Origin of the sequence: Cellulophaga algicola DSM 14237 (assembly GCF_000186265.1) — a bacterium.
GTDB classification, from domain to species: Bacteria; Bacteroidota; Bacteroidia; order Flavobacteriales; family Flavobacteriaceae; genus Cellulophaga; species Cellulophaga algicola.
Genome location: NC_014934.1, coordinates 3,653,204 through 3,679,338, shown reverse-complemented (window position 1 = coordinate 3,679,338; position 26,135 = coordinate 3,653,204). Strand labels below are relative to the sequence as shown.

19 protein-coding genes and 1 pseudogene are annotated in these 26,135 nt (G+C 34.5%); 15 read left to right on the top strand and 5 right to left on the bottom strand.

The features are described from left to right. The first annotated feature begins 245 nt into the window (after nt 1–245). Complete coding sequence (locus CELAL_RS16010) at nt 246–1,178, top strand: ankyrin repeat domain-containing protein (RefSeq protein ID WP_013551937.1); 933 nt, start codon at nt 246–248, stop codon at nt 1,176–1,178. A 458-nt stretch (nt 1,179–1,636) separates the two neighbouring features. On the opposite strand, the gene ltrA (CELAL_RS16005) is transcribed toward CELAL_RS16010, so the two are convergent. Beyond that, entirely contained in the window at nt 1,637–2,890 is a 1,254-nt protein-coding gene (ltrA, locus tag CELAL_RS16005) for a group II intron reverse transcriptase/maturase (RefSeq protein WP_013551936.1), read from the bottom strand. Between the two features lie 1,328 nt (nt 2,891–4,218). Between ltrA (CELAL_RS16005) and CELAL_RS16000 the strand changes: the two genes are divergently transcribed. The 5 genes from CELAL_RS16000 to CELAL_RS15980 all read left to right on the top strand — a co-directional run bounded on the left by CELAL_RS16000 (nt 4,219) and on the right by CELAL_RS15980 (nt 9,633). After that, nucleotides 4,219–4,788, top strand: coding sequence for a Crp/Fnr family transcriptional regulator (locus tag CELAL_RS16000; RefSeq protein WP_013551935.1), 570 nt, complete (start codon nt 4,219–4,221; stop codon nt 4,786–4,788). 62 nt (nt 4,789–4,850) lie between these two features. Continuing rightward, entirely contained in the window at nt 4,851–6,002 is a 1,152-nt protein-coding gene (locus CELAL_RS15995; protein ID WP_013551934.1) for an NAD-dependent epimerase/dehydratase family protein, read from the top strand. A gap of 863 nt (nt 6,003–6,865) precedes the next feature. Then, nucleotides 6,866–7,327: a mobile mystery protein A gene (locus CELAL_RS15990; protein ID WP_013551933.1), complete on the top strand. Its 462-nt coding sequence runs from the start codon at nt 6,866–6,868 to the stop codon at nt 7,325–7,327. Further along, nucleotides 7,318–7,914, top strand: a complete 597-nt coding sequence (locus CELAL_RS15985; protein ID WP_013551932.1) for a mobile mystery protein B — start codon at nt 7,318–7,320, stop codon at nt 7,912–7,914. Before CELAL_RS15990 ends, CELAL_RS15985 begins: the two co-directional genes overlap by 10 nt. An 861-nt stretch (nt 7,915–8,775) precedes the next feature. After that, a complete protein-coding gene (locus CELAL_RS15980; RefSeq protein ID WP_013551930.1) occupies nt 8,776–9,633 on the top strand; it encodes a hypothetical protein in 858 nt (285 codons plus the stop codon). 112 nt (nt 9,634–9,745) lie between these two features. On the opposite strand, the gene ltrA (CELAL_RS15975) is transcribed toward CELAL_RS15980, so the two are convergent. Continuing rightward, entirely contained in the window at nt 9,746–10,999 is a 1,254-nt protein-coding gene (gene ltrA / locus CELAL_RS15975; RefSeq protein ID WP_013551929.1) for a group II intron reverse transcriptase/maturase, read from the bottom strand. Nucleotides 11,000–12,247: 1,248 nt separating this feature from the next. Between ltrA (CELAL_RS15975) and CELAL_RS15970 the strand changes: the two genes are divergently transcribed. Next, on the top strand, nt 12,248–12,931 hold the full coding sequence (locus CELAL_RS15970; RefSeq protein WP_013551928.1) for a hypothetical protein: 684 nt from the start codon (nt 12,248–12,250) through the stop codon (nt 12,929–12,931). 125 nt (nt 12,932–13,056) lie between these two features. On the opposite strand, the gene ltrA (CELAL_RS15965) is transcribed toward CELAL_RS15970, so the two are convergent. Further along, a complete protein-coding gene (gene ltrA / locus CELAL_RS15965; protein WP_013549079.1) occupies nt 13,057–14,310 on the bottom strand; it encodes a group II intron reverse transcriptase/maturase in 1,254 nt (417 codons plus the stop codon). Between the two features lie 1,277 nt (nt 14,311–15,587). Between ltrA (CELAL_RS15965) and CELAL_RS15955 the strand changes: the two genes are divergently transcribed. The 3 genes and pseudogenes from CELAL_RS15955 to CELAL_RS22630 all read left to right on the top strand — a co-directional run. After that, entirely contained in the window at nt 15,588–16,151 is a 564-nt protein-coding gene (locus CELAL_RS15955) for a Crp/Fnr family transcriptional regulator (RefSeq protein ID WP_013551926.1), read from the top strand. A 67-nt stretch (nt 16,152–16,218) separates the two neighbouring features. Then, nucleotides 16,219–16,827, top strand: coding sequence for a short chain dehydrogenase (locus tag CELAL_RS15950; RefSeq protein WP_013551925.1), 609 nt, complete (start codon nt 16,219–16,221; stop codon nt 16,825–16,827). Nucleotides 16,828–16,857: 30 nt separating this feature from the next. Further along, nucleotides 16,858–16,995: pseudogene (locus tag CELAL_RS22630) on the top strand (helix-turn-helix transcriptional regulator); the annotation flags it as partial. Between the two features lie 383 nt (nt 16,996–17,378). On the opposite strand, the gene CELAL_RS22875 reads toward CELAL_RS22630, so the two are convergent. Beyond that, nucleotides 17,379–17,621, bottom strand: a complete 243-nt coding sequence (locus CELAL_RS22875) for a transposase (RefSeq protein WP_083807799.1) — start codon at nt 17,619–17,621, stop codon at nt 17,379–17,381. 577 nt (nt 17,622–18,198) lie between these two features. On the opposite strand from CELAL_RS22875, the gene CELAL_RS15940 reads away from it, so the two are divergent. The 5 genes from CELAL_RS15940 to CELAL_RS15920 all read left to right on the top strand — a co-directional run bounded on the left by CELAL_RS15940 (nt 18,199) and on the right by CELAL_RS15920 (nt 24,991). Continuing rightward, nucleotides 18,199–18,960, top strand: coding sequence for a hypothetical protein (locus tag CELAL_RS15940; RefSeq protein WP_148229694.1), 762 nt, complete (start codon nt 18,199–18,201; stop codon nt 18,958–18,960). A gap of 125 nt (nt 18,961–19,085) precedes the next feature. After that, nucleotides 19,086–19,373, top strand: coding sequence for an adenylate kinase family protein (locus CELAL_RS15935; protein WP_013551923.1), 288 nt, complete (start codon nt 19,086–19,088; stop codon nt 19,371–19,373). A 447-nt stretch (nt 19,374–19,820) separates the two neighbouring features. After that, the gene (locus CELAL_RS21595) at nt 19,821–20,543 is read left to right on the top strand and encodes a hypothetical protein (RefSeq protein WP_052304010.1); all 723 of its coding nucleotides are present in this window, start codon (nt 19,821–19,823) and stop codon (nt 20,541–20,543) included. Between the two features lie 234 nt (nt 20,544–20,777). Continuing rightward, nucleotides 20,778–23,750 carry a TrlF family AAA-like ATPase gene (locus CELAL_RS15925; protein ID WP_013551921.1) on the top strand — a complete coding sequence of 991 codons (2,973 nt, stop codon included), beginning with the start codon at nt 20,778–20,780 and terminating at the stop codon, nt 23,748–23,750. Nucleotides 23,751–23,983: 233 nt separating this feature from the next. Further along, complete coding sequence (locus CELAL_RS15920; protein ID WP_013551920.1) at nt 23,984–24,991, top strand: hypothetical protein; 1,008 nt, start codon at nt 23,984–23,986, stop codon at nt 24,989–24,991. 114 nt (nt 24,992–25,105) lie between these two features. Here the strand turns inward: CELAL_RS15920 and CELAL_RS15915 are convergent, their stop codons facing one another. Continuing rightward, nucleotides 25,106–26,101, bottom strand: a complete 996-nt coding sequence (locus CELAL_RS15915) for a hypothetical protein (RefSeq protein WP_013551919.1) — start codon at nt 26,099–26,101, stop codon at nt 25,106–25,108. Between the last annotated feature and the right edge of the window lie 34 nt (nt 26,102–26,135).

Sequence of the window (26,135 nt, the reverse complement as noted above, 5' to 3'; positions counted from 1 at the left end):
TTTAAACAAGGAAAAGAAAAAACAAAACAAAAAGATTTGGCTATGTGAGTGGCGGAAAGTAAACGCTAGTTTGCTCCCGTACTGTTCATAGCCAAATCGTTAAAAAACAACTTCAATAATAATACAAAAAGTTGGAAATTATATAAAACATTAAAAAAATCACCTCAGTTTATTGATTAAAATATCATATAGATACATGGGGTTGGTAGGGTGCATACGATAAAACCATAAAATAGATACAGACAATGGATAAAGAAAGACTTGAAAAAAAAATTATTGAGGTTGATGCTATGACTCAAGAAGAGCGTGAGTATAACTTTATTGGTGATGCAGAGATGAACTGTGAGCTTGAAGTTTTCGAACTCTATCTTGAGCGTGGTATTTCCGTAAATTACAGAACATCTTCAGGTAATTCAGTACTTCTAGAGGCGGCCAGTAGCAGTCATTTAGAGAATGTTAACTATTTTTTAAGTAAAGGTGCAGACGTGAATGTTATTGACAAATACAATTATAGCCCACTTCGTTATGCGTCATTCTATGGAGATCATGAGATTTGTAAACTTCTCATAGATGCAGGGGCTGATATTGAGTTTATGGATAGCGAAGATTATTCTATTCTTGCAGCCTCACTAAAACGTGCAGATAGACAGCCACAAAATGCTATTGTGGTGAAACACCTCATTGAAGCTGGTGTGGACCTCACCAAAACAATTAACGGTGTAACACCACTTTATCGTGCCTGTAAGATTGGTTCTTATGAAATTGCCAAACTATTTATTGATGCTGGGGTAGATGTGAACGAACCAGATGAAAATGAGAGTGTAGCTATAGCAGCAGCAGCTAATTATCCTGAAATAATAAAACTTCTGTTGAGCCATGGAGCACACCCAAGTCCATTCGATAAGAATGTTTACAATATTATGCCATTAACGATGGTTGCAAAATGTGGCAATGTAGCGTCGATGAAACTTCTTATTGAAGCAGGTGGTGATATAAATGATAAAAAGATTGATCCAATCATATTTGAGGCGGTAAAGTGGGGAAATGCAGAGATGGTTGCATTCCTTATAGAACAGAGAGTAGACCTATCGCGCTGCTCTGAAGATGGTAAAACTATTCAGGACCAGATAAGAAGCAGTACTGGAAAAGAGATTGAAGAAATGATATCGAGAAAATAGATTGCATTATACACTACTCATCTTAGATTACAACAATTTACGGAAGCGCTATAGGCTTCTATACATTTTTTTTCAGCCGTTAGGGAAGCTGCGTCAGCTAGCCCTGACATAAGCGGTTAGCCCGATGGTCTTTACTGGCTATGAGCGTTGGCCGGTTCCCGGCTTCAAATAAAGAAAGTATTTAAATTTGCTTTCACATGAAAAGATTTATGAAATACATCGCTTTATTTATGTCATTGACCTGGATGACTCTGATAAAGGAACTTATTATAAGGGGTATTGGGAGTATGTTCTGAAAGCGAAATTATTTTATACATGAGAACTAATGGGGTCATTAAGATAAACTAATTGAAGTAATGCTAGTTGCTAATTGAGGAGAGTGCGCCTCTCACACCACCGTACGTGAACCTCTCGATTCATACGGCTCTTGTTATACAGTCGATAATGTCTAAATAAATTTAGACCAATTTGTACCCCAGTTCCCAATGATAGAACAGATTTGGATATGATTTTGTAATAAACCTAAGCCATTTTACAGCTTTGATTTTGCTTCCTTTGAAGCGTTTATACTTGTTCAATATCCATCCGAGCATACGATTGTGTAGGTAATAGAAAAGAGGTTGCAGACTCCTACGACTTATCTTTCCATAATACCGAACCCAACCACGGATCTTGGGGTTCAGCAGATTTGCCAGATCCTGTATCCCACGTTGAGTTTTGTTATGGAAAGCAAGTTTACGGAGTTCTCCCGTGATTCGAACTTTAGATTTTCTGCTCATCTTACAATCAAATTGAAGGAAGCTTCCTCCCTTTTTCAATCTGAACCTTATCGGTTGAAAGCTGAATCCTAAGAAATCGAATTGTACAGGATACCCTTTGAGGTCTCTGCCATCCTTCTTACAGTACACTATTTTAGTCTTTTCAGGATGCGCGGTCAGACCGCACTCTGTCAGACGTTCTTTTAGAACTTCAAGTGTATGGACAGCTGCCTCATAACTTCTACAATGTACAATCAAGTCATCTGCATAACGCACCATCTTTACCTGTGGATGGTATTGCTCTAACCATTTGTCCACACAGTAATGCATATATAGATTAGACAAAAGTGGGCTGATCACCCCTACTTGAGGTGTTCCTTTGCCCGTGGATATTTTAACCGTTCCATCTTCTAGTATTACTGGAGCTTCCAGCCACCGTTTGATGTAGAGCAACACCCACTTCTCCGAAACATGGCGTTCCAAAGCTTTCAACAGAAGACCATGGTCTACATTCTCAAAGAATTCCTGTATATCCAGATCTATCACCCAGCTGTATCGTAGTACGTTTCGACGTACAACTTCAATAGCCGAATGTGCACTCCTGTTGGGACGGTATCCATAAGAGTTTTCTGAAAATATGGATTCCAACCTAGGTTCAAGGTACTGCTTCACCACTTGTTGTGCTATCCTATCGCTTACCGTGGGAATACCCAAAGGTCGGGTCTTGCCCCCTGCCTTTGGAATATTTACCCGCTTTACCGCAGGTGCAAAATAACTTCCTGATGCCAGTCTATTCCAAACCTTGTACAGTTCCTTGGAACGTACACTATCGAATTCCGATAGGGTTTGATGGTCTATCCCGGCACTTCCTCTGTTACTTTTTACCTTCTTGTAGGACTCCCACACCATTTCCTTGGTTATGGGTATCGACTTTGTTTGTTCTTTAAAAATCATCCTTACAATTTTAAGTTGTCCTTAAATTTAAACTGTATAACTGAAGTCCTTCGCTCCGCTCCCATTACAGGAGTTTCAACACTACTACAACTTCATCCGCAACCTATGCGCTCGTTAGTAATCGACTCACAGGTATTTCCTGCTTGTGTTTTCCTTTTGGCATAGCACATAGGCTTCCTGTGGTTCCACGATAAAGCCTGGATAAAAGTCATGCCCGCTTTATGACGGTTGCCGTATAGTCAGTAATTAGGTGCCCTCTACACTTATCCCCGATTCCTCGATATAAATCAGGTTTTGACAACGACTGGTCTTTTCGTCACTTCTTCGCAAGGTTCGCTTTCGCTCATCTCTTCTATCCCTACCTGACTATTTTAAATAGCCTTTTCTTCTATCGCTTCACACACCTTTGTTGCCTTGGATGTGTCATAGAAGTGGTTTGATGAGTTTTCCTAAAAACCCTCATCGGAGGACCTACCTCCATCTTTATCATAGATTACACAGCACACATCAAGTAGACGGCTCTCCTCATAATTGAGGAGAGTGAACCTCTCACACCACCGTACTTACGGGTCTCGTATACGGCGGTTCGTATTCCATCTTTGTATCGTTCTTTACACCGACAACAACTATTTTGTACTTTAAATATAGGCTACTTAATAAAGCTCCTATATGAATTTCCAAAAGGAATACGTTCCGTCCTTCCTTACTCGTGAGACCTATGCAATTGCTATTTGCAACTCGTTTCTCATAAGTATTATGACTTCTGCTGACTTCTCTACATAACCAACTCGTAGTTGTAGAGACCTCCCCAGGTAATGGCATCTTCCCTGCCGGCAGGCAGGTTTCCCTCAATAACTGCCGTATCTAAATTAATACCCTTTTTCATATTCTTGGGGCGTTACAGTGATGTGCTTGCTTACCCAAGTATCTATGCCTTTGCATACGGTTTCTGTTCGTCAGTACCGAGGTTTGTAGTCTCGCTTTCTTCAGATATAACCTCGCGGTTAACTCCCTTGAGACTTACTAATGCTTCCAGATATCAATCCAGCGCATAAAGGACTTGCACCCTCTAAATTAATCTCTTACTTTGCAGTAAAAGAAAGATGACCATACTGGGCACACACAAAACCTAAACATAATGCGGACTTTAGGGCAAAACCGAATGATCTGTGTATATTTATAATGTCGCTAAATCTTTTGGATTTAGCTTTAGAACAAAAAAGAAAAAGCAAAACAATAAGCTTTAGCTACGGCGCCAGACGGAAACGAAAAGTTTCCTTGCCTCCGCACTACGCTTAGCCCAAACGCTATACCATTTAAAAACAACAATGGAAAACCTAATTAAATACATAGAATCTCGAATTGCTTTAACTCAAAACGATATTGATTTAATCAAAAAACATTTTGTGGAAGAAGAAGTTTCTGTTCAAACTAATCTTTTAAACGCAGGAAAAGTAGAACGATATATTTACTTTTTAAGTAATGGAATTGTAAAAGGTTATCAAAACATTGATGGAAAAATTGTTATTCAACATCTTGTAACTGAAAACGATGTTTTCACTTCTTTAGACAGTTTTATGACTGAAACACCTTCTTTAGATTATTACGAAACTGTTACTGCTTGTAAACTTATAAAAATATCAAAACCAGATTTTGATATTTTACAAAATGAAACTAAATTTTGGGGATTATTTGTAAAAGACGTAACTAACGAACACTTGAGTTGTAAATTAGAACGAGTTAAAGATTTTCAAATTTTAACAGCAAAAGAACGTTATTTAAAGTTTCTTAATCAATATCCCAAATTAGCTTTAAATGTTTCCATCGATAATATTGCTTCTTTTTTAGGAATGGAGCCTCAATCTTTAAGTCGTATTAGAAAACAAGTTACTTTCTAACAAATGTTATTTTTGAATACTTAAAAGTCAATGAAATTTGCGCTATCAAAAAAACATAAAATATGAGCAACGAAATTTCATTAATAACAGGAGGTAACGGACATTTAGGAAACAACTTAGTTAGATTACTACTTTCAGAAAATAAAAAAGTAAGAACAACAGTCAGAAATATACACAATCAAAAACCTTTCAAAGGATTGGACTGTGAGGTTGTACAAGCCGATATTACTGACAGAGAATCTCTAAAAAAAGCATTTCAAGGAGTTACAAACTTATATGCTGTAGCTGCAAATTTTAGTATGTGGGCTAAGAATCCTAAAGCCGAAATTTATGACAATAATATGCAGGGAACTCAAAATGTATTTGATATTGCAAAAGAATGTGGCATAAAAAACATTGTATACGTAAGCTCTGTAGCCTGTTTAGATTTCACAAAATTACCTGCTAATGTAGATAATGGATACAATAAAGACAGACGAAATTGGTACTACAACTCTAAAAATGACTCTGACAGATTAGCATTAGAACTGGGAGAAAAATATGGAATCAGAACTGTTCTAATCCTTCCATCCGCAATGATAGGTTCAAAAGCATTTAAATTGAGTTATTCTAATAACCTTGTATTACAAGTTTTAAATGGTGAAATACCAGTAGATACAAATGTGACTTTAAATTGGGTGGATGTAAAAGATGTTGCATTTGGAACGTATAAAGCAATGTTGAAAGGTAGAAATTTAGAACGTTATATCTTATCAAACGAGAAACACACTACTCTACAAGAAAGTGTAAAAATAGCATCCGGTTTATATCCAGAATTAAAATTAAAAAAGCCAAAGAAAGTACCTAAATGCTTATTGTATTCTATTGCAGGACTAATGGAGTTTAGCAGTAAAATAACAGGAAAAGAACCTTTGCTACAAAGACACTACTTAGATATGTTTTATAACTTAAAACAGGATTACGATATTAATAAATCAAGAAAAGAATTGGGTTTTAATCCTAAATCTTCAAAAAAAGCATTAGAAGATACTCTGAAATATTTAAAAAACGATTGGGAAGAAAAAAAACGGTATAGAATCGAGTGGATGGCTTCGCCATTAAATGACGGAGTGCACCCCTCACACCACCCAGCGTACGGGTCTCGTACTGGGCGGTTCGCAATCCATCTTTCCAATCGCTCTTTACACCAATTGAAACTATTTCGTACTTTATGAAAAGGCTACAGATTTTCTAGGGAATCGATCACCCAATATCGAAAATCAATGCTCCCTTTCTTATTTCCAAAAGGAATACGTTCCGTCCTTCCTTACTCGTGAAACCTATGCAATTGCTATTTGCAACTCGTTTCTCATAAGTACTATGACTTCTGCTGACTTCTCTACATAACCAACTCGTAGTTGTAGAGACCTCCCCAGGTAATGGCATCTTCCCTGCCTGCCGGCAGGCAGGTTTCCCTCAATAACTGCCGTATCTAAATTAATACCCTTTCTCATATTCTTGGGGCGTTACAATGATGTGCTTGCTTACCCAAGTATCTATGCCTCTGCATACAGTTTCTGTTCGTCAGTACCGAGGTTTGTAGTCTCGCTTTCTTCAGATATAACCTCGCAGTTACCACCCTTGCGACTTACTAATGCTTCCAGATATCAATCCAGCGCATAAGGGACTTGCACCCTCTAAATAAATCCTTATATTGCTATAAGGTAAAGATGCCCATACTGGGCACACACACGGTGTATAAAAAATAGCTAATAAAGGGTAAACCGAAAGGTTATTGTCTATTTACGAAGACCGCCAAATTTTTAATTTGGCTTTAAGAATAGAAAAATTAAATCAAAATATAAAAATTTGGCTCAGTGCTAAACCCAAAATGTAGTATCTTTTTATACGCTACGATTTCATACACGAACCGTTGACATTAATTTAAAACATAAACTTTCACACAAACTTAGTAATACATATTTGTACAATTAAAACCCAAAAAACATACATATAAGTATCTTTTCGTTTGTTTTTTTATATTTATATGTATATTTTTAAATTAAATTACATACTTATATGTATAAAATGTTAACAAATGAGAAACAAGAAAAAACTACTCATAGAACAACTAGACCAAAAATTGGCTAATTTTAAAGCTGCAGGAATGGTCCTGATCCCACAAAAGGGATGGGTGAATACTATTAGAACTACTCTTAATATGACGAGGGACCAGTTAGGGACCAAACTTAACTTAACTAAAGGAGCTATACAAAAAATCGAGGAACGTGAAGCTACAGGTCAGATAACCATTAATAAATTAAAGGATGTTGGCAATGCTTTGAATATGAAATTTATCTATGGTTTTATTCCTAAAGATGGGACGATTGAAAGCTTAGTAAACTTAAAGGCTGAAAAGCTAGCACGAAAAATAGTTTTAAGGACTAATCAAAATATGAAATTAGAGGACCAAGGAATTGGAGATGAAAAAATAAATAAAACCATAAAGGAACTTGCTGGTGAAATCAAACGAGAGATGAAAAAATCATTATGGGATTAGAATTCGATTATAAAGAAGGGCAAACACCTGTAGACGAAGAAGAAAAGGAAGGTCTTAAAATAAAGTCGATTACTACTCAAGGAGAACTAGATGAATTTGAGCAATTGAATATTGAAAAAGCAGTCGAATGGACTATTCATACAAAATTAAAACTTGAAAAAATTTTAACTGAAAAGTTTGTAAGAGACTTGCACAAAAGAATGTATGGTGATGTATGGAAATGGGCAGGTGATTTTAGAAAGACTGAAAAGAACATTGGAATTCCGTGGACGCAAATTGGAATTGAATTAAAAAACTTACTGGATGACACTAAATATTGGATAGAAAACAAAACCTATTCACCAGAAGAAGTTGCTATTAGATTTAAACATCGCATAGTATCCATTCATTGCTTTCCTAATGGAAATGGAAGACACTCTAGAATGATGGCGGACATCATAATAGAATCAATATTTCGGAAAGAAATATTCTCGTGGCATCAATCAAATATGGTTAAATCTAACGAAATAAGAAAAGAATATATTAACGCTTTAAAAAAAGCTGACGATGGAAACGTTGCACCATTAATTAAATTTGCAAAAAACTAAAGCCAATCGACTAGACGGCTCTCCTCATAATTGAGGAGAGTGCGCCTCTCACACCACCGTACGTACGAGTCTCGTATATGGCCGTATTCCATCTTTGTGTCGCTCTTTACACCGACAACAACTATTTTGTACTTTAAATATAGGCTACTTAATAAAGCTCCCATACGAATTTCCAAAAGGAATACGTTCCGTCCTTCCTTACTCGTGAGACCTATGCAATTGCTATTTGCAACTCGTTTCTCATAAGTACTATGACTTCTGCTGACTTCTCTACATAACCAACTCGTAGTTGTAGAGACCTCCCCAGGTAATGGCATCTTCCCTGCCGGCAGGCAGGTTTCCCTCAATAACTGCCGTATCTAAATTAATACCCTTTTTCATATTCTTGGGGCGTTACAGTGATGTGCTTGCTTACCCAAGTATCTATGCCTTTGCATACGGTTTCTGTTCGTCAGTACCGAGGTTTGTAGTCTCGCTTTCTTCAGATATAACCTCGCGGTTAACTCCCTTGAGACTTATTAATGCTTCCAGATATCAATCCAGCGCATAAAGGACTTGCACCCTCTAAATTAATCTCTTACTTTGCAGTAAAAGAAAGATGACCATACTGGGCACACACACGGTATATAAAAAATAGGGCAATTAGGGCTTAATTCAAAGGCTTGCGTATCTTTGGTAAGACCGCCACATTTTTAATTTGGCTTTTAGAGAAAAAAAGATAAAAACAAAATACAAAAGCTTTGGCTAAGGGCTTAAACGGAGAGTTTAGTGCGCGTCCTCCGCCCTACTTGTCATAGCCGAGACGGTTGTAGCTAATTAAACCAAGCTATCATATAACAAGAGACTTAATTAAAAAATGTTATGCGAATAATAATAGCTTTAATAATCTTAACAGCTTCAAATATAACTGTCAAAAGTGATTTAACAAAAGAAAATCTTAAAGGAAAAGTAAGAAGTGTTCTATACTATTCAAATGAGAATCCAACTAATTACTCAAGTATAAGCAACTATAATGAAGAAGGCAATTTAATAGAAACTATATATTTTGATTGTAAAAATGCTGAATGGGTAGAATCAAGAAGGTTAATAAAAAAATACAAGTATTACAAAAATAATAGTATAAAAATGATTGAACACCTTGATTATTATGATTATGATAGTAAATATTTAGGAGGTAGACTCGTAGAAAAATACAATAAACAAGGTGAGTTGGTAAACGAAATAGATTATCAGACTTTTTATAATAAAGAAGAAAATAGACCTTATAATCCATATAAAGATATATATACTAATGATACTGTAGTTTATAATAAAAAATTAAACCAGAAAACAACTTATAGACATCATTCAGATGGAACTTTAATGCATTATTGGATTGAAAAATTTGATTACAAAGAAAATCCTATTGAATCAAAATTATATAATTATAATGATTCCTTATTTATAGAACATAGCTATAATAGCAAAGGACTTGAAAAAACACTAATTGTTTATGGAAATCATAAAAAAGACACATTACATAAATATATTTCTACATATGACAACCTAAGTAATAAAATTAAATACAGTAAACACGAAACTCGAAAAAAAGAAATCACTATATATAATTACGAATATAAATTGGATAAAAATAAAAATTGGATATTTCTCGAGAAACTTCAAGAAGGAATAATTATTGACACAACAAGAAGAAAAATAGTATATTATAAAAAAAACTAGCTACAGTCGAGTAGGTAAAGGGGAGTTTCACCCCTAAACCTCTCACAGAACCGTACGTGAACCTCTCGATTCATACGGCTCTTGTTATACAGTCGATAATGTCTAAATAAATTTAGACCAATTTGTACCCCAGTTCCCAATGATAGAACAGATTTGGATATGATTTTGTAATAAACCTAAGCCATTTTACAGCTTTGATTTTGCTTCCTTTGAAGCGTTTATACTTGTTCAATATCCATCCGAGCATACGATTGTGTAGGTAATAGAAAAGAGGTTGCAGACTCCTACGACTTATCTTTCCATAATACCGAACCCAACCACGGATCTTGGGGTTCAGCAGATTTGCCAGATCCTGTATCCCACGTTGAGTTTTGTTATGGAAAGCAAGTTTACGGAGTTCTCCCGTGATTCGAACTTTAGATTTTCTGCTCATCTTACAATCAAATTGAAGGAAGCTTCCTCCCTTTTTCAATCTGAACCTTATCGGTTGAAAGCTGAATCCTAAGAAATCGAATTGTACAGGATACCCTTTGAGGTCTCTGCCATCCTTCTTACAGTACACTATTTTAGTCTTTTCAGGATGCGCGGTCAGACCGCACTCTGTCAGACGTTCTTTTAGAACTTCAAGTGTATGGACAGCTGCCTCATAACTTCTACAATGTACAATCAAGTCATCTGCATAACGCACCATCTTTACCTGTGGATGGTATTGCTCTAACCATTTGTCCACACAGTAATGCATATATAGATTAGACAAAAGTGGGCTGGTCACCCCTCCTTGAGGTGTTCCTTTGCCCGTGGATATTTTAACCGTTCCATCTTCTAGTATTACTGGAGCTTCCAGCCACCGTTTGATGTAGAGCAACACCCACTTCTCCGAAACATGGCGTTCCAAAGCTTTCAACAGAAGACCATGGTCTACATTCTCAAAGAATTCCTGTATATCCAGATCTATCACCCAGCTGTATCGTAGTACGTTTCGACGTACAACTTCAATAGCCGAATGTGCACTCCTGTTGGGACGGTATCCATAAGAGTTTTCTGAAAATATGGATTCCAACCTAGGTTCAAGGTACTGCTTCACCACTTGTTGTGCTATCCTATCGCTTACCGTGGGAATACCCAAAGGTCGGGTCTTGCCCCCTGCCTTTGGAATATTTACCCGCTTTACCGCAGGTGCAAAATAACTTCCTGATGCCAGTCTATTCCAAACCTTGTACAGTTCCTTGGAACGTACACTATCGAATTCCGATAGGGTTTGATGGTCTATCCCGGCACTTCCTCTGTTACTTTTTACCTTCTTGTAGGACTCCCACATCATTTCCTTGGTTATGGGTATCGACTTTGTTTGTTCTTTAAAAATCATCCTTACAATTTTAAGTTGTCCTTAAATTTAAACTGTATAACTGAAGTCCTTCGCTCCGCTCCCATTACAGGAGTTTCAACACTACTACAACTTCATCCGCAACCTATGCGCTCATTAGTAATCGACTCACAGGTATTTCCTGCTTGTGTTTTCCTTTTGGCATAGCACATAGGCTTCCTGTGGTTCCACGATAAAGCCTAGATAAAAGTCATGCCCGCTTTATGACGGTTGCCGTATAGTCAGTAATTAGGTGCCCTCTACACTTATCCCCGATTCCTCGATATAAATCAGGTTTTGACAACGACTGGTCTTTTCGTCACTTCTTCGCAAGGTTCGCTTTCGCTCATCTCTTCTATCCCTACCTGACTATTTTAAATAGCCTTTTCTTCTATCGCTTCACACACCTTTGTTGCCTTGGATGTGTCATAGAAGTGGTTTGATGAGTTTTCCTAAAAACCCTCATCGGAGGACCTACCTCCATCTTTATCATAGCTTACACAGCACACATCGACTAGACGGCTCTCCTCATAATTGAGTAGAGTGCGCCTCTCACACCACCGTACTTACGGGTCTCGTCATCTTTGTATCGCTCTTTACACCGACAACAACTATTTTGTACTTTAAATATAGGCTACTTAATAAAGCTCCTATATGAATTTCCAAAAGGAATACGTTCCGTCCTTCCTTACTCGTGAGACCTATGCAATTGCTATTTGCAACTCGTTTCTCATAAGTACTATGACTTCTGCTGACTTCTCTACATAACCAACTCGTAGTTGTAGAGACCTCCCCAGGTAATGGCATCTTCCCTGCCTGCCGGCAGGCAGGTTTCCCTCAATAACTGCCGTATCTAAATTAATACCCTTTCTCATATTCTTGGGGCGTTACAATGATGTGCTTGCTTACCCAAGTATCTATGCCTCTGCATACGGTTTCTGTTCGTCAGTACCGAGGTTTGTAGTCTCGCTTTCTTCAGATATAACCTCACGGTTAACACCCTTGCGACTTACTAATACTTCCAGATATCAATCCAGCGCATAAGGGACTTGCACCCTCTAAATAAATCCTTATATTGCTATAAGGTAAAGATGCCCATACTGGGCACACACACGGTATATAAAAAATATCGGGTTCAGTGCTAAATTGAAGTTTTGGCATATTAATAAAGATTAGTAATAAACTGAAAATTATCGCATTTTAAGCCGCTACTTTTCATATACCCAAACGTTAGCTGTTATTATAAAAAATATGAACTTATTAAAAATCTCAATCATTTTACTGTTGTTTATAAGTTGTTCTTCTAAGAAAAAAGAAAATGAAGCACAAACTGAAAAATTGAAAAATGAACAATTATCTATTAAGAATACAATCATTACTAAAAAAGATAGTGTTGACATACAGAGCCTTATAAGAAAAGTCTATAAATGGAATAAAAGTAATATTCGTAATTATTTTGACATTGGAATTGAAGACAATGATTATTCGGTTGTTAGCTGGAGCTCTGAAGGAGAAAAAGCAATTAAGTATATAGGAATTGGCTGGAATGAATTTGATTCTAATAAAAATGATTTAGAAAAAACCGATTATTTCTCAAAAGGTTTCATTACAAATTATAGAGAAATTTTAAAGAACATAGATTATAAAGTTAAGAATGGAGATTATGAATGGTACAAAGGCTATCTTCCCCCATTTGGTACTGGAGCAAATGAATGGTGTCATTGCCAAGACCACCCTGATGAATATTGGAAAACGATGATAATTAAAACGATTGACTTAAAAAATGACTCTGTTAATTTAACTTGGGATTGGGGAAAAGATACTGAATGGGATTGGATAGATGAATATAAAACAGGTTACCCACTAACTGTGATTAAGGAATCTGGAAGTTGGAAAATTTCTTATATGGATGGATTTGACAAAAAACATTATTAAACTCAAAAACAACAGCCAGTCGAGTAGGTAAAGAGGAGTTTCACCCCTAAACCTCTCACAGAACCGTACGTGAACCTCTCGATTCATACGGCTCTTGTTATACAGTCGATAATGTCTAAATAAATTTAGACCAATTTGTACCCCAGTTCCCAATGATAGAACAGATTTGGATATGATTTTGTAATAAACCTAAGCCATTTTACAGCTTTGATTTTGCTTCCTTTGAAGCGTTTATACTTGTTCAATATCCATCCGAGCATACGATTGTGTAGGTAATAGAAAAGAGGTTGCAGACTCCTACGACTTATCTTTCCATAATACCGAACCCAACCACGGATCTTGGGGTTCAGCAGATTTGCCAGATCCTGTATCCCACGTTGAGTTTTGTTATGGAAAGCAAGTTTACGGAGTTCTCCCGTGATTCGAACTTTAGATTTTCTGCTCATCTTACAATCAAATTGAAGGAAGCTTCCTCCCTTTTTCAATCTGAACCTTATCGGTTGAAAGCTGAATCCTAAGAAATCGAATTGTACAGGATACCCTTTGAGGTCTCTGCCATCCTTCTTACAGTACACTATTTTAGTCTTTTCAGGATGCGCGGTCAGACCGCACTCTGTCAGACGTTCTTTTAGAACTTCAAGTGTATGGACAGCTGCCTCATAACTTCTACAATGTACAATCAAGTCATCTGCATAACGCACCATCTTTACCTGTGGATGGTATTGCTCTAACCATTTGTCCACACAGTAATGCATATATAGATTAGACAAAAGTGGGCTGATCACCCCTCCTTGAGGTGTTCCTTTGCCCGTGGATATTTTAACCGTTCCATCTTCTAGTATTACTGGAGCTTCCAGCCACCGTTTGATGTAGAGCAACACCCACTTCTCCGAAACATGGCGTTCCAAAGCTTTCAACAGAAGACCATGGTCTACATTCTCAAAGAATTCCTGTATATCCAGATCTATCACCCAGCTGTATCGTAGTACGTTTCGACGTACAACTTCAATAGCCGAATGTGCACTCCTGTTGGGACGGTATCCATAAGAGTTTTCTGAAAATATGGATTCCAACCTAGGTTCAAGGTACTGCTTCACCACTTGTTGTGCTATCCTATCGCTTACCGTGGGAATACCCAAAGGTCGGGTCTTGCCCCCTGCCTTTGGAATATTTACCCGCTTTACCGCAGGTGCAAAATAACTTCCTGATGCCAGTCTATTCCAAACCTTGTACAGTTCCTTGGAACGTACACTATCGAATTCCGATAGGGTTTGATGGTCTATCCCGGCACTTCCTCTGTTACTTTTTACCTTCTTGTAGGACTCCCACACCATTTCCTTGGTTATGGGTATCGACTTTGTTTGTTCTTTAAAAATCATCCTTACAATTTTAAGTTGTCCTTAAATTTAAACTGTATAACTGAAGTCCTTCGCTCCGCTCCCATTACAGGAGTTTCAACACTACTACAACTTCATCCGCAACCTATGCGCTCGTTAGTAATCGACTCACAGGTATTTCCTGCTTGTGTTTTCCTTTTGGCATAGCACATAGGCTTCCTGTGGTTCCACGATAAAGCCTGGATAAAAGTCATGCCCGCTTTATGACGGTTGCCGTATAGTCAGTAATTAGGTGCCCTCTACACTTATCCCCGATTCCTCGATATAAATCAGGTTTTGACAACGACTGGTCTTTTCGTCACTTCTTCGCAAGGTTCGCTTTCGCTCATCTCTTCTATCCCTACCTGACTATTTTAAATAGCCTTTTCTTCTATCGCTTCACACACCTTTGTTGCCTTGGATGTGTCATAGAAGTGGTTTGATGAGTTTTCCTAAAAACCCTCATCGGAGGACCTACCTCCATCTTTATCATAGATTACACAGCACACATCAAGTAGACGGCTCTCCTCATAATTGAGGAGAGTGAACCTCTCACACCACCGTACGTACGAGTCTCGTATATGGCCGTATTCCATCTTTGTGTCGCTCTTTACACCGACAACAACTATTTTGTACTTTAAATATAGGCTACTTAATAAAGCTCCCATACGAATTTCCAAAAGGAATACGTTCCGTCCTTCCTTACTCGTGAGACCTATGCAATTGCTATTTGCAACTCGTTTCTCATAAGTACTACGACTTCTGCTGACTTCTCTACATAACCACTCGTAGTTGTAGAGACCTCCCCAGGTAATGGCATCTTCCCTGCCTGCCGGCAGGTTTCCCTCAATAACTGCCGTATCTAAATTAATACCCTTTTTCATATTCTTGGGGCGTTACAATGATGTGCTTGCTTACCCAAGTATCTATGCCTCTGCATACGGTTTCTGTTCGTCAGTACCGAGGTTTGTAGTCTCGCTTTCTTCTGATATAACCTCGCGGTTACCACCCTTGCGACTTACTAATGCTTCCAGATGTCAATCTAGCGCATAAAGCACTTGCACCCTCTAAATTAATCTCTTACTTTGCAGTAAAAGAAAGATGACCATACTGGGCACACACACCGTATAAAAAAAAATGCGATTTAGTGCTTAATCAAAGGTCGCTGCGTGTTTGTAACGTCTGATTTCCCTTCGGAAAATCCTCGCTTACAAACCCGCAACTATTCTTATACTTAAACGTTGACGGTAATTTGAGCATACCAAACATCAAAGAAAGAAATGAACGAATATTTAAAATTATTTAATTTATTTACTGACATAGAGATTAATGATTTCTTGAAGTTATCTCAAACTATTTTATTAAAAAAAGGCGATTTATATATTAATAATAATGAAATTTGCGACTCTATAGCTTTTGTTAAAAGTGGAATTTTTCGTTCCTATTATTATTCAAATAATGACGATGAAATTACATATTGTTTCACTTTTCCTAATAAATTATTAATGGCTTATTCTTCATTTATTTCACAAAAAAAATCTGAAGAAAATATTCAAGCTCTGACAGATGCTGAAATAATTTCAATACCAAAAGCAACGTTAGAAAATTTAGCCAAATCAAATAGTAATTGGTTGCGTTTTTTGAAAATTATTGCCGAAAAGGAATATGTTGAATTAGAAAAATGGATATTTAATCATCAAAAAGATAAGGCTCAACAACGCTATTTAGATTTAATTACAACACAACCTGAATATATCAAAGAGATTCCACTACATTATATAGCTTCTTACCTAGGCGTTACACAACGTCACCTAAGTCGAATAAGGGCTAATATTACGTATTAGACAAATGTCCTCTTCATAAACCTTTAGTGCTTCATAAATTTGCATATAATTTAAAAACAGATATTATATGAAAACAATAATTTTAATTGGAGCAAACGGAAAAATGGGACAAGCGGCTCTTACGGGTCTAGGAAAACACAAAATTATAACTGCTGGACGTTCTGCTGATAGCTATGACTTTCAAGTAGATATTACAAGCGAAGCATCATTAAGGAAATTATACGAAGATGTTGGTCATTTTGATGCTGTTGTAAACACTGTTGGTGTTTGTGAATATGCAAATTTTACTAAAATGACCGAAGAACAATGGATGAGTACCATTTTAAGTAAAATGATGGGACAAATAAACATTGTACGTATTGGTCAAGAATATATTGCAGATAAGGGGTCATTTACTTTAATAACAGGAATTTTAAATACTAAGCCTATACCTTTTGCAATTGCTGATGCTACTACTAGTGGCGCTATTGATACATTTGTTAAATGTGTTGCTTTTGAAATGCCAAGAGGAATCCGAGTAAACTCAATAAACCCAACTGTTTTAGAAGAGGCTTGGGATGTTTATGGTGAAATGATGCCAGGTTTTGAGCCAGTTCCTGGAAAGTTAGTAGGTAAAGCTTTTGAACGTTCGGTTGATGGATTTATTACGGGTCAAGTAATTTTTGTAGATGCATAAATAAAAATCAAACTTAAGACGTATAAAAAAAGATTGAGTAAATATTTCGGAAATTCAGCAAAATTCTGGCTCGGAGTTCAAGATGATTATGATATCGAGGCAGAGAAGGAAATAAAAGAATCAGAACTGAACGAAATCAAGCACTTCGAAAATAAGAACGTTGCCTAACAATGCCTATAGCAAATAGGGCATAAAGTATTATACTTAAAGGCTGTGTATATTTATAGTGTCGCTAAATCTTATGGATTTAGCTTTGGAACAAGAAAAAAATAAAACTAAACAATAAGCTTTAGCTTCGTGCGTAGACGGAAACGAAAAGTTTCCTTGCCTCCGCACTAAGCATAGATACTGTGTTAAAAAAAGTTTTTTCTTTAATAATTTAGGAAACAGGTTGATTTATCAAACTGTTATCCCGCGCAGCAAGAGCTTCATGCTTTTGCTGCTTTTTTATTTCAAATTCTGCATCATATTTTTTTTCATTCTTCCATAAGTTCTACATTAATATTAATAACTTTCGCTGTACTGCTACAAGGGCCACCAAGGGCTTTGCTTTATTTGGCTTCAAATCTATTATAGAATAGCTTTAATGTTGGGTTGCAACGCACACAGGTCATCGAGGGCATGTGCAGTACAGCTCTTATATGACTGTTTCCCTTTTCACTAATTCTTGTCTTTCCCTTGAAGCTTCCCAATTTCCTCAATACAACATCATAACCGGCATAGCTAGTTAATTGTTTAGCATTAACTATTGATTCAAAACCTAAAGTCTCACCTACAACCGTTGCTGCTGATATAAAAGGATATACCGGGGATACTTATAAAATAATCGAGCTTCCTTTTCACATCGGGATGAGACTCGAATTCCTTAACTAGTTTTTCATTTAGGGAACCTAGGGATAATGATAAGTTCAATTTTGAAACATCGATACCCAAACTCTGTTTTAAATACTTTTCCATTTCTTCGGTTTTTTAAGCTATAATTCTCTTTATCATCTTTACTCGCACTTGATTCGATCTCTATCTAAAGGACCTAGGTACTGTTCAGATTCCAAGAAAATTATAGAAGGGAGGGATTTCTATGAAACGATATCACTCTAAAGTGTATCTAGCCGAGAACTCTCTGTCCCTCCTATTTTAGCTTTTGTTAGTATCCAAGCTACTATTTTTATAAAAGTAGTAGCTTAAGAAGAGTAGTTAATCTATGCAACGATATCTATAATCTTGTATCTAGCTAAATCCCTCTCCTTTATAATCTCTTTTATTTATAAAAAAATGTTATCTTCAAACTAAGAACCAAACATACGAGCCGAGACATTAGGCAACATAAAAACAGAAAATATGCTATTTAATATTAAAACAAAAAAAAATAGATTGACAAATTTATTTATAGGTATTATTTTAATTTTTTCCTTAAGTAATTGTTCAGAAAAAAAAGCAAATAACGATTGGACAACAGAGAATTTAAATAATAAAGTTCAATCCTATACAGAACTTTCATATGAAGTTCTAGAAAAGAAAAAACAAGAAAAAGAATTTAAAAAAAATGAAAAAAACTTTGATAAATTAGGAAAAATCACAGAAGAGTTTGTTTATGAATTTGATGAATCGGGTACCAAGTTCATACCAAAATATAATGAAAAAGACGAAAAAACTGAACTGTTCTGCTACGCAATTTATAGTAACAGTCTACTATATAAATGGGTTTATGAATATGACGAAAAACAAAATAAAATTAAAGACGAAATTTATAACTCATCCAATGAATTAACACTAGAACGTTTCTTTACTTACAATGAAAAAGGGAATAAAACTGAAACTACTGAACGATATCTTCATAACCCAAAAGGTGTTGTAAATAGAAAAACATATGAATACGATGAGAATGAGAATGTCATTAGAATAAACACTTATGACCCTACAGGTAAGGACTTAAAGAGTTATTATACGTTTGTTTATGATAATTATGGAAATAAAATTGAAGAAAACATCTTCAAACCCAATGGAGACCCAAGTAGTAAATGGGTTTATAAATATGTGTTTGACGAGAAAAATAATTGGATAAAAAAAACAGAATTGGATCAAGGATTATTTCCTAAATATATTCTAGAGCGTGCATATGTATATTATGAGTAATACGTTGCACAACTCCATAATTCATAAAATAATGACCGTTATAACCGCCTTTTAAGGCGGTATTATTTTTCAATTAGTTAAGTAATTGGTTATTTTTAAGGTACATAAACAGCTTAGTAGACACTATGAACATACTAATTTTTGGACCACCCCTTGCTGGAAAAGGAACACAAAGTAAAAAGATTATTAATGATTTTGGGGTAACCCACCTCTCTACAGGAGATGTGTTAAGACAGGAAAAAACTCAAAAATCAGAATTGGGAATTAAGGCATCTGAATATAGCAGTAAAGGATTATTGGCTCCTGATGACTTAGTCGCCCAAATAGTCAAAAAATTCTATCTCAATAACAAGTCTGAAAAAGGAATCTTATTTGATGGATATCCTCGAAATATTGAACAGGCAAAAAAATGATGCTAATAAATAAAGCCTCTCCCCTTTAACCTCAACACTTGCAGCGCATAAAAAGCCCTTTACCACTCCACTACATTTAACTATTTATCTCTTTTTTTTCAATTCTGCGGATTTCCGCAAGGTTTTAAATAGTATTATGTTTTATATTAGCAACGTAATACTCCCCCCACAAAAATTTACATAGTTTACGGTATGTTTTAATGATTATTTTAAAACATGACCAGGAAACAAGACTAGGAAAATTAGAGGTCCTGTAATTTTATACGATGATGATACTTACAGATGCATTATTAAGTAAATAGTATATCGATAACTAAGGATTGATATGATAGACAGCTTAGATTTAGGCAGCTATTATTGATGTTGAAGCTAATTTTAGTATTGTTAATTTATAATAGCTTTAATGAACATATGTTCAATATATCTTAGTTATAGGTAATCAAAAAAATGATGGACGAAATTAAAAAATCAATTAGTGCTATTTTACACGAACGAACAACAAGCCCACTATTTGGCACTTTGATATTCTCTTGGGTCATTTGGAATTGGAAAATAGTGTACTTGACATTCTTTGTTTCTGAAAGCAAAATATCATTAACTAAAGTTGAATACATTGTCGTAAATTATTGTGACTTTAATAGTCTTATAACTTATCCTATTCTTTCTTCATTGGCATTATTAACTATTGTTCCTTTTTTCTCTAACGGAGCATATTGGTTATCAATCAATTTTAGTAATTGGAGGTTAAAACAAAAAAACTTAGTTGAGAAAAAACAACTTCTTACAGTTGAACAATCCATTGAATTGAGAGAACAAATTTTAAAACAAGAAGAGAAGTTTTCAAATTTGGTTCAGGATAAAAATTTAGAGATAGAAAGACTTAAGGAATTAATGGAACAATCTGAAAGTACCATAAATTCCGATAATGAAAATAATGACAAAGAAGAACTAATTAAGCTCTCCGTAAGATTCAAAAGCAATAAGTCGGAATTGGAATCTGTAAAGTATATTATTTCTTGTATTCAGTCGAATTATAGGATGAAAGACTCTAATGAAATAAGCAAAGTTCTGTCTTTACTTGAGTCATATGATTTAATTGACAAGTCAAATTCTGCACTTTATAAATTCACAGACAAAGGAAAAGTTTTCTTAAGATATATAAATGAATAAAAACTACCTACAACACGTTGTATAAAACATAGCTAGTAAGTGTTAAAGCGAAAGAATTGTGCTTATTAAAAAGACCGCCAAATTTTTAATTTGGCTTTAAAACTGAAAAGTTAAATCAAAATATAAAAATTTGGCTCAGTGCTAAACTCTAAATGTCGTGTCTTTTTGTACGTTACATTTCATACACTAGACCGTTAGCCATAACGGTAAAAACCTGCTATAAAAAAGAAAAAAATGATAAATAAAGGCTCTGAATGGAATAAATGGAACTTTCACGTTCATACTAAGGGAACAAATAAAAATGACCTGTTTAAATCAGAGTCTATTAATGCTTTTTTTTATGACTTTTTTAAAAAAGCTTACGAACATAAAATAAATGCAATTGGAATTACTGACTATTTCTCAATTGAAAAATACTTAGAAGCAGTAAGCTATGTTAATGATATTGAAAATAAATTAAATGTTGATGAATCAAAACTATTTTCAGAAGATGAAATAACATTTATTAAAAGTATTTTTTTATTTCCAAATGTAGAATTAAGAATGCTACCTTCTACTGATAGAGCACGATTAATAAATATACATTGTTTATTCAACCCTGATTATGTTAAGCATTTAGAAAATGATTTTTTTGCTCATATTGGAAATCAAGATAATCATAAAATGAACCGTCACGGATTGACTGAATATGGTAGAAGTTTAGACGATTCTTTAACTGATCAAAACGCTCTTTACAAGAAAGGTATAGATAACTATATTTTAGATTTAAAATCTTTAAAAAAGATAGTAGATCATAACCCTAATTTTAAAGACAACTGCCTGTTCGTTGTAAGTAATTCTAATAACGATGGTGCTTCAGCAATTCAAAAGCATTATGACTTATTTGAAAATGAAGGAGGTGCTTTAGATGGATTAAGAAAGTCTATTTATGAACTTTCTCATTCAATCTTCTCTACAAATAAAAAAGATATAAAATATTTTTTAGGTAAAAGACTTGAAGGGACGCCAAATTATACTGAAGAAATATATAGAAAAGAGGTTGTTGAAGTAATTAAGCAAAGAGGTTCTTTAAAAGCTTGTATAGTAGGTTGTGATTCTCATACTGAAAGTACTTTATTCAGTAAATTTACTTGGGTAAAATCTTCTTTAACATTTGAAGGCTTAAGACAAATATGTTATGAACCAGAACAAAGAGTTAAAATACAAAATGACAAACCTGATTTCAAAGAAGATAAAGTAATTATTAATAATGTAAAATTTGATTCTACGAAGAATATTTTTACACAAAGTTTAATACACTTAAATCCAAATCTTAATGTAATAATTGGAGGAAAATCTTCTGGTAAATCAATATTATTATACTCAATAGCAAAAACATTACTTCCCGAAGATTCAATTTTGAGAAACGAAACTGGTAATGAAAAATACGATCTTAAAGCAATTGATTCGGAGTTTAATTTTGTAATAACTACAAAAAGTGGAATTAGTCAAAAAATGTTTAGAGAATCAAGTGAAAACTCTATTATTCCAGATATAAAGTATATTCCGCAAAATTATCTAGTAAAATTAGCTGAACCTGAAGTAAATAAAAAAGGGAAATCTTTAAATAAATTAGTACGAGATTTAATAAATGAAGATTCTGAGTCTAAATTGAAGTATGATCAATTTATTAAAAATGTTAAAGAAAAAGACAAACAAAGAGAAGCTTTAATTGATAATCACTTTGAGTTATTGGATGAAATTTTAAAACTAGAGACAGAATTAAAAACTAAATCCAATAAAGAGGTTTTAGAAAAAAATATTCTATCTAATACTGAACAAGTTGAAAAATTAAATAAGGAATCTGGTTTAACGGAAGAGCAATTAGCAAAATATAAAGAAGTTCAAGTAAAACTAGATGCATATGATATTAAGAGAAATAATTTTAAAGAAGATTTAAATTATATCCAGAGTACATTAAGTCAAATCAATAAACTAAGTCAAGATCTTATAAATAGTAAAAATGATTTCTTAGAAAATATAAAAACTAGAGAAATAAAAGAACATTACGAAGTTGAATTATCACCTATAAATGAACTTAGTGAATTAATTTCAAATTCATTAAATAATATAGAAATAGAAACTGATGAATCTGGCAAAAGACAATTTAAGAATGATAATGTTTTAAAAACTAACTTAACTTCCTTAACTAAAGAAAAACAACTATTAAATAAAGAACTTGAACCTTTTCAACAAAATGATAAAATCAAAAAGAAAATTGAAGTTTTAAATGATTCAATATCAACAGATAAAAAATTACTTTTAGATATAACTTCTTTAAATGATAAAATAATTGAGAAGAAAAAAAGTTTAGAATCAACTAAAAAAATTATTTTTTCATTATATGAAAAGTCATATTGTGAATATACCGAAATAATATCTGGATTGGAAGATAGAACTCAACAATTAGAAAGAGATGGTCTAAAAATAAATGGTATTTCACAATTTAATTTCAAAAAATTCAGTAAAAACATAATAGCATTTAGCGATGGTCGTAAAGCATCTTACAATAACTATTCTATTTTAGATCCTTTAAAAAAATCGACAGACAAAACAGATTTTTCAGAAATAAAAGAACAAGTAGAAGAGATCTTTTCTGACATTCTTAATGACAAATATTTATTATTACAAAGAATTTCAAAAAAACAAGCAATTAAGACTTTATTAGATGATTACTTTTATGATTATTGGAAAATAATATACAAAAATGATAAATTAGGAGAAATGTCTACGGGGAAAGCAAGTTTTGTGATTCTAATGCTAATCATTGGGTTAAGTAAATCTAAATCACCAATTCTAATTGATCAACCTGAAGATAATTTAGATAATAGATCAATAACATCTGATTTAGTTCATTACTTAAAAAACAAAAAACTAGAAAGGCAAATAATTATAGTAACTCACAATGCAAATATTGTTGTGAATTCAGACTCAGAAAACATAATAGTCGCAAATCAAAAAGGACAAAATGAAACTGAATCATCTAGTCCCTATAAATTTGATTACATAAATGGAGCATTAGAAAATACTTTCAATAAAATTGACTCTGAAAAAGATCTATTAAAATCAATGGGAATCAGAGAACACGTTGCAGATATTGTTGAAGGTGGGAAATCAGCATTTATAGCAAGAGAAAAAAAATACCGATTTAAAAATAACATTGCCTAACAAAGAACAGAGATAAAAACAAATAAATTCTTCTTTAATCTGAGACACTATTATTCTAGGCTCATAGATTCAAAAAACAGAATCTTTGAGCTTTTTTATTTTTAACATACACCAAAAAATATCCACAAAGACTACTTAGAAACTATTATAAAAAAAACCTTAGCTTTAAAAGCTTATAACCCGTTAACATATCTCCATCCTTACAATCAGGTAATATTTCATCTCCCTAACAAATGAAAAAGAGTATACTATTCCTTTTAATTCTAGTAGGCCTACCTCAACTAACAATGGCTTTGCAATATAAAATAGACACCACTGTTGTAGATTTTAATAAAGACAAGGTATTAGATACCCTTATCAACTACTATGAATACGGAAGCTCCTGTAGTGGCGGAGATGTCTCTATTATTAATGGTAAAACCAAGGAAAAGTTCACACTATATAATGAAGGATGCTATTCTAGCTTCACGCGATTTATAAGAGTGCCTACTCCCTTGAACTTAGAAACCAATGCTCCTTTTTTAAAAGTACTGAAAGATACTGTTCTCCCTAAAAAAAGAGGTCACCCAGAAAGTTCACTAAACTGGTTGTTAAGCGGTACTTTATCTTTAAAAGTAGTAGAAGAACATCCATTTTTTGACCGCATCGCAGCCCCTAAAACTAATTGGATCCCTAACGAACTAACCCTACCAGAAGCGTATTACATTACGGTTTCCGGAGACAGCCTGCAAAAGCTAGATCTCCTCTATGGCAATAACTTTAATCAAGAATATACTACTGCCTTTTTAGCCTACTACCCAATAGCGGACTCTAGAGCGCAATTAGCGAACTTGACACCCATCATAAAAAATACAGAATACGAAATTTACAAAACATCACATTGCGTTTTCGTAAAAAAAGGAAAGACGTATAAATGGCTATTTATATCCGATAGTCATGTAATGGGGGCTCCTGATAGACATAGTTGGCAGGCTATAAATCAGATTCAATTAATCGATAACTACTTGATTATACACCAAGACGTACCGCCAGATAATGTGTATAACATTCAAATTGTAAATATAGAAACGCAAAAAGTGGCACGTCTAAAATTTGAACCGTCCTATAATAATTGGTCAGATGAAGGAGGTATGAAAACCTTTAAAATCTTAGAGAACCAGCTAATTTTTACGGAATATGGCGAACCTGAACCAAAAAAGATACCCTTGAAGCAACTCTTCGAAGCCTTAGACCAGTTTTAGCTAAGATTCTGAGAATAATAGTACTTGAGGCTTTACCGTACTCCTACTCCAATATAAAACGTTAAATGCTACTAGAGAGGCATCAGTTGGTAATTGGACCAAAGGAAGACTGTCTTACACCAGTGCTAAAAACCTAGGTATTTCTTTTGCCAAAACGTCTTCCATAGCTATAGTATTATCCGTAGCTACAAAGCTTACCTGTTTTACACTCCCTTTATGCAAGTTCCAGTACATAAGGGTATAGCCTGTAACTGGAGAAACCCAACGGCCTAGTTGTTGCTCCTCTGTTACCTTTTTTGTTTTCTTAGCCTCTGTAAATTCAATATACAACAACTTAGAAAAATCATGAGGATTCACATACGTATCAAAATGGTTATACAATTGCTGCGTAGGATAACTCTTTTCTAAATAGTTCTGTAGCGCATTTGTTAGCCCTTCTCTATCCTTTTCAAAGTGAACCGCTCCTCTATATAATTTTAAGGTTCTAAAGCTCCAAATACCGTCTTCTTGCACTAATTCTCGCACTAACGGGATCGCATTTTTATATGGATACGTTATGACCAGTGGCAGTTCATGATAATATCCTAAAAATTCAGAATCTTCGGCTTTAAACAAGCTTAAAAAATAATCCAATTTCTCTAGCACCTCAGCTTCACTGAACCTTTCTTCAAGATTAAAAAACACCTCGTCATAATCCCACAAAAGCGCTATGCCGAGAGGCTTCATTTTGGCTGAAATAACATCGTGAATTTCTACTAGCTTAATGCGGTCTAGATATCGGGCATGAAAAGTTAATCCATCTGGATAATCAGGAACAATATCTGTTTGTGTTGCTATGGTCTTCGCATCAAACTTGATAAATAGTTCTACCCTAGGCTCCTTTTTTTGATATACGCTTACCCGAAAACAGTTAGGGTTCATGTTGCCCGTATTAAAAAATCGCCTTAAATCAGTATACACTAAGAGGTCTCCATAATTGGCTTCTAAAAAAGTTTCGAAGTTTTTAGCAGCTACCTTTTCTGATACCATATATTTTGCTTTCAGGCTGTAAAAAGTCACGACCAATAAAATAACGATGCCTAATAAAACCTCTTTAAATCCTATCTCCATAAAGTCAAATTTACACTATCATTTTTTAATGGTA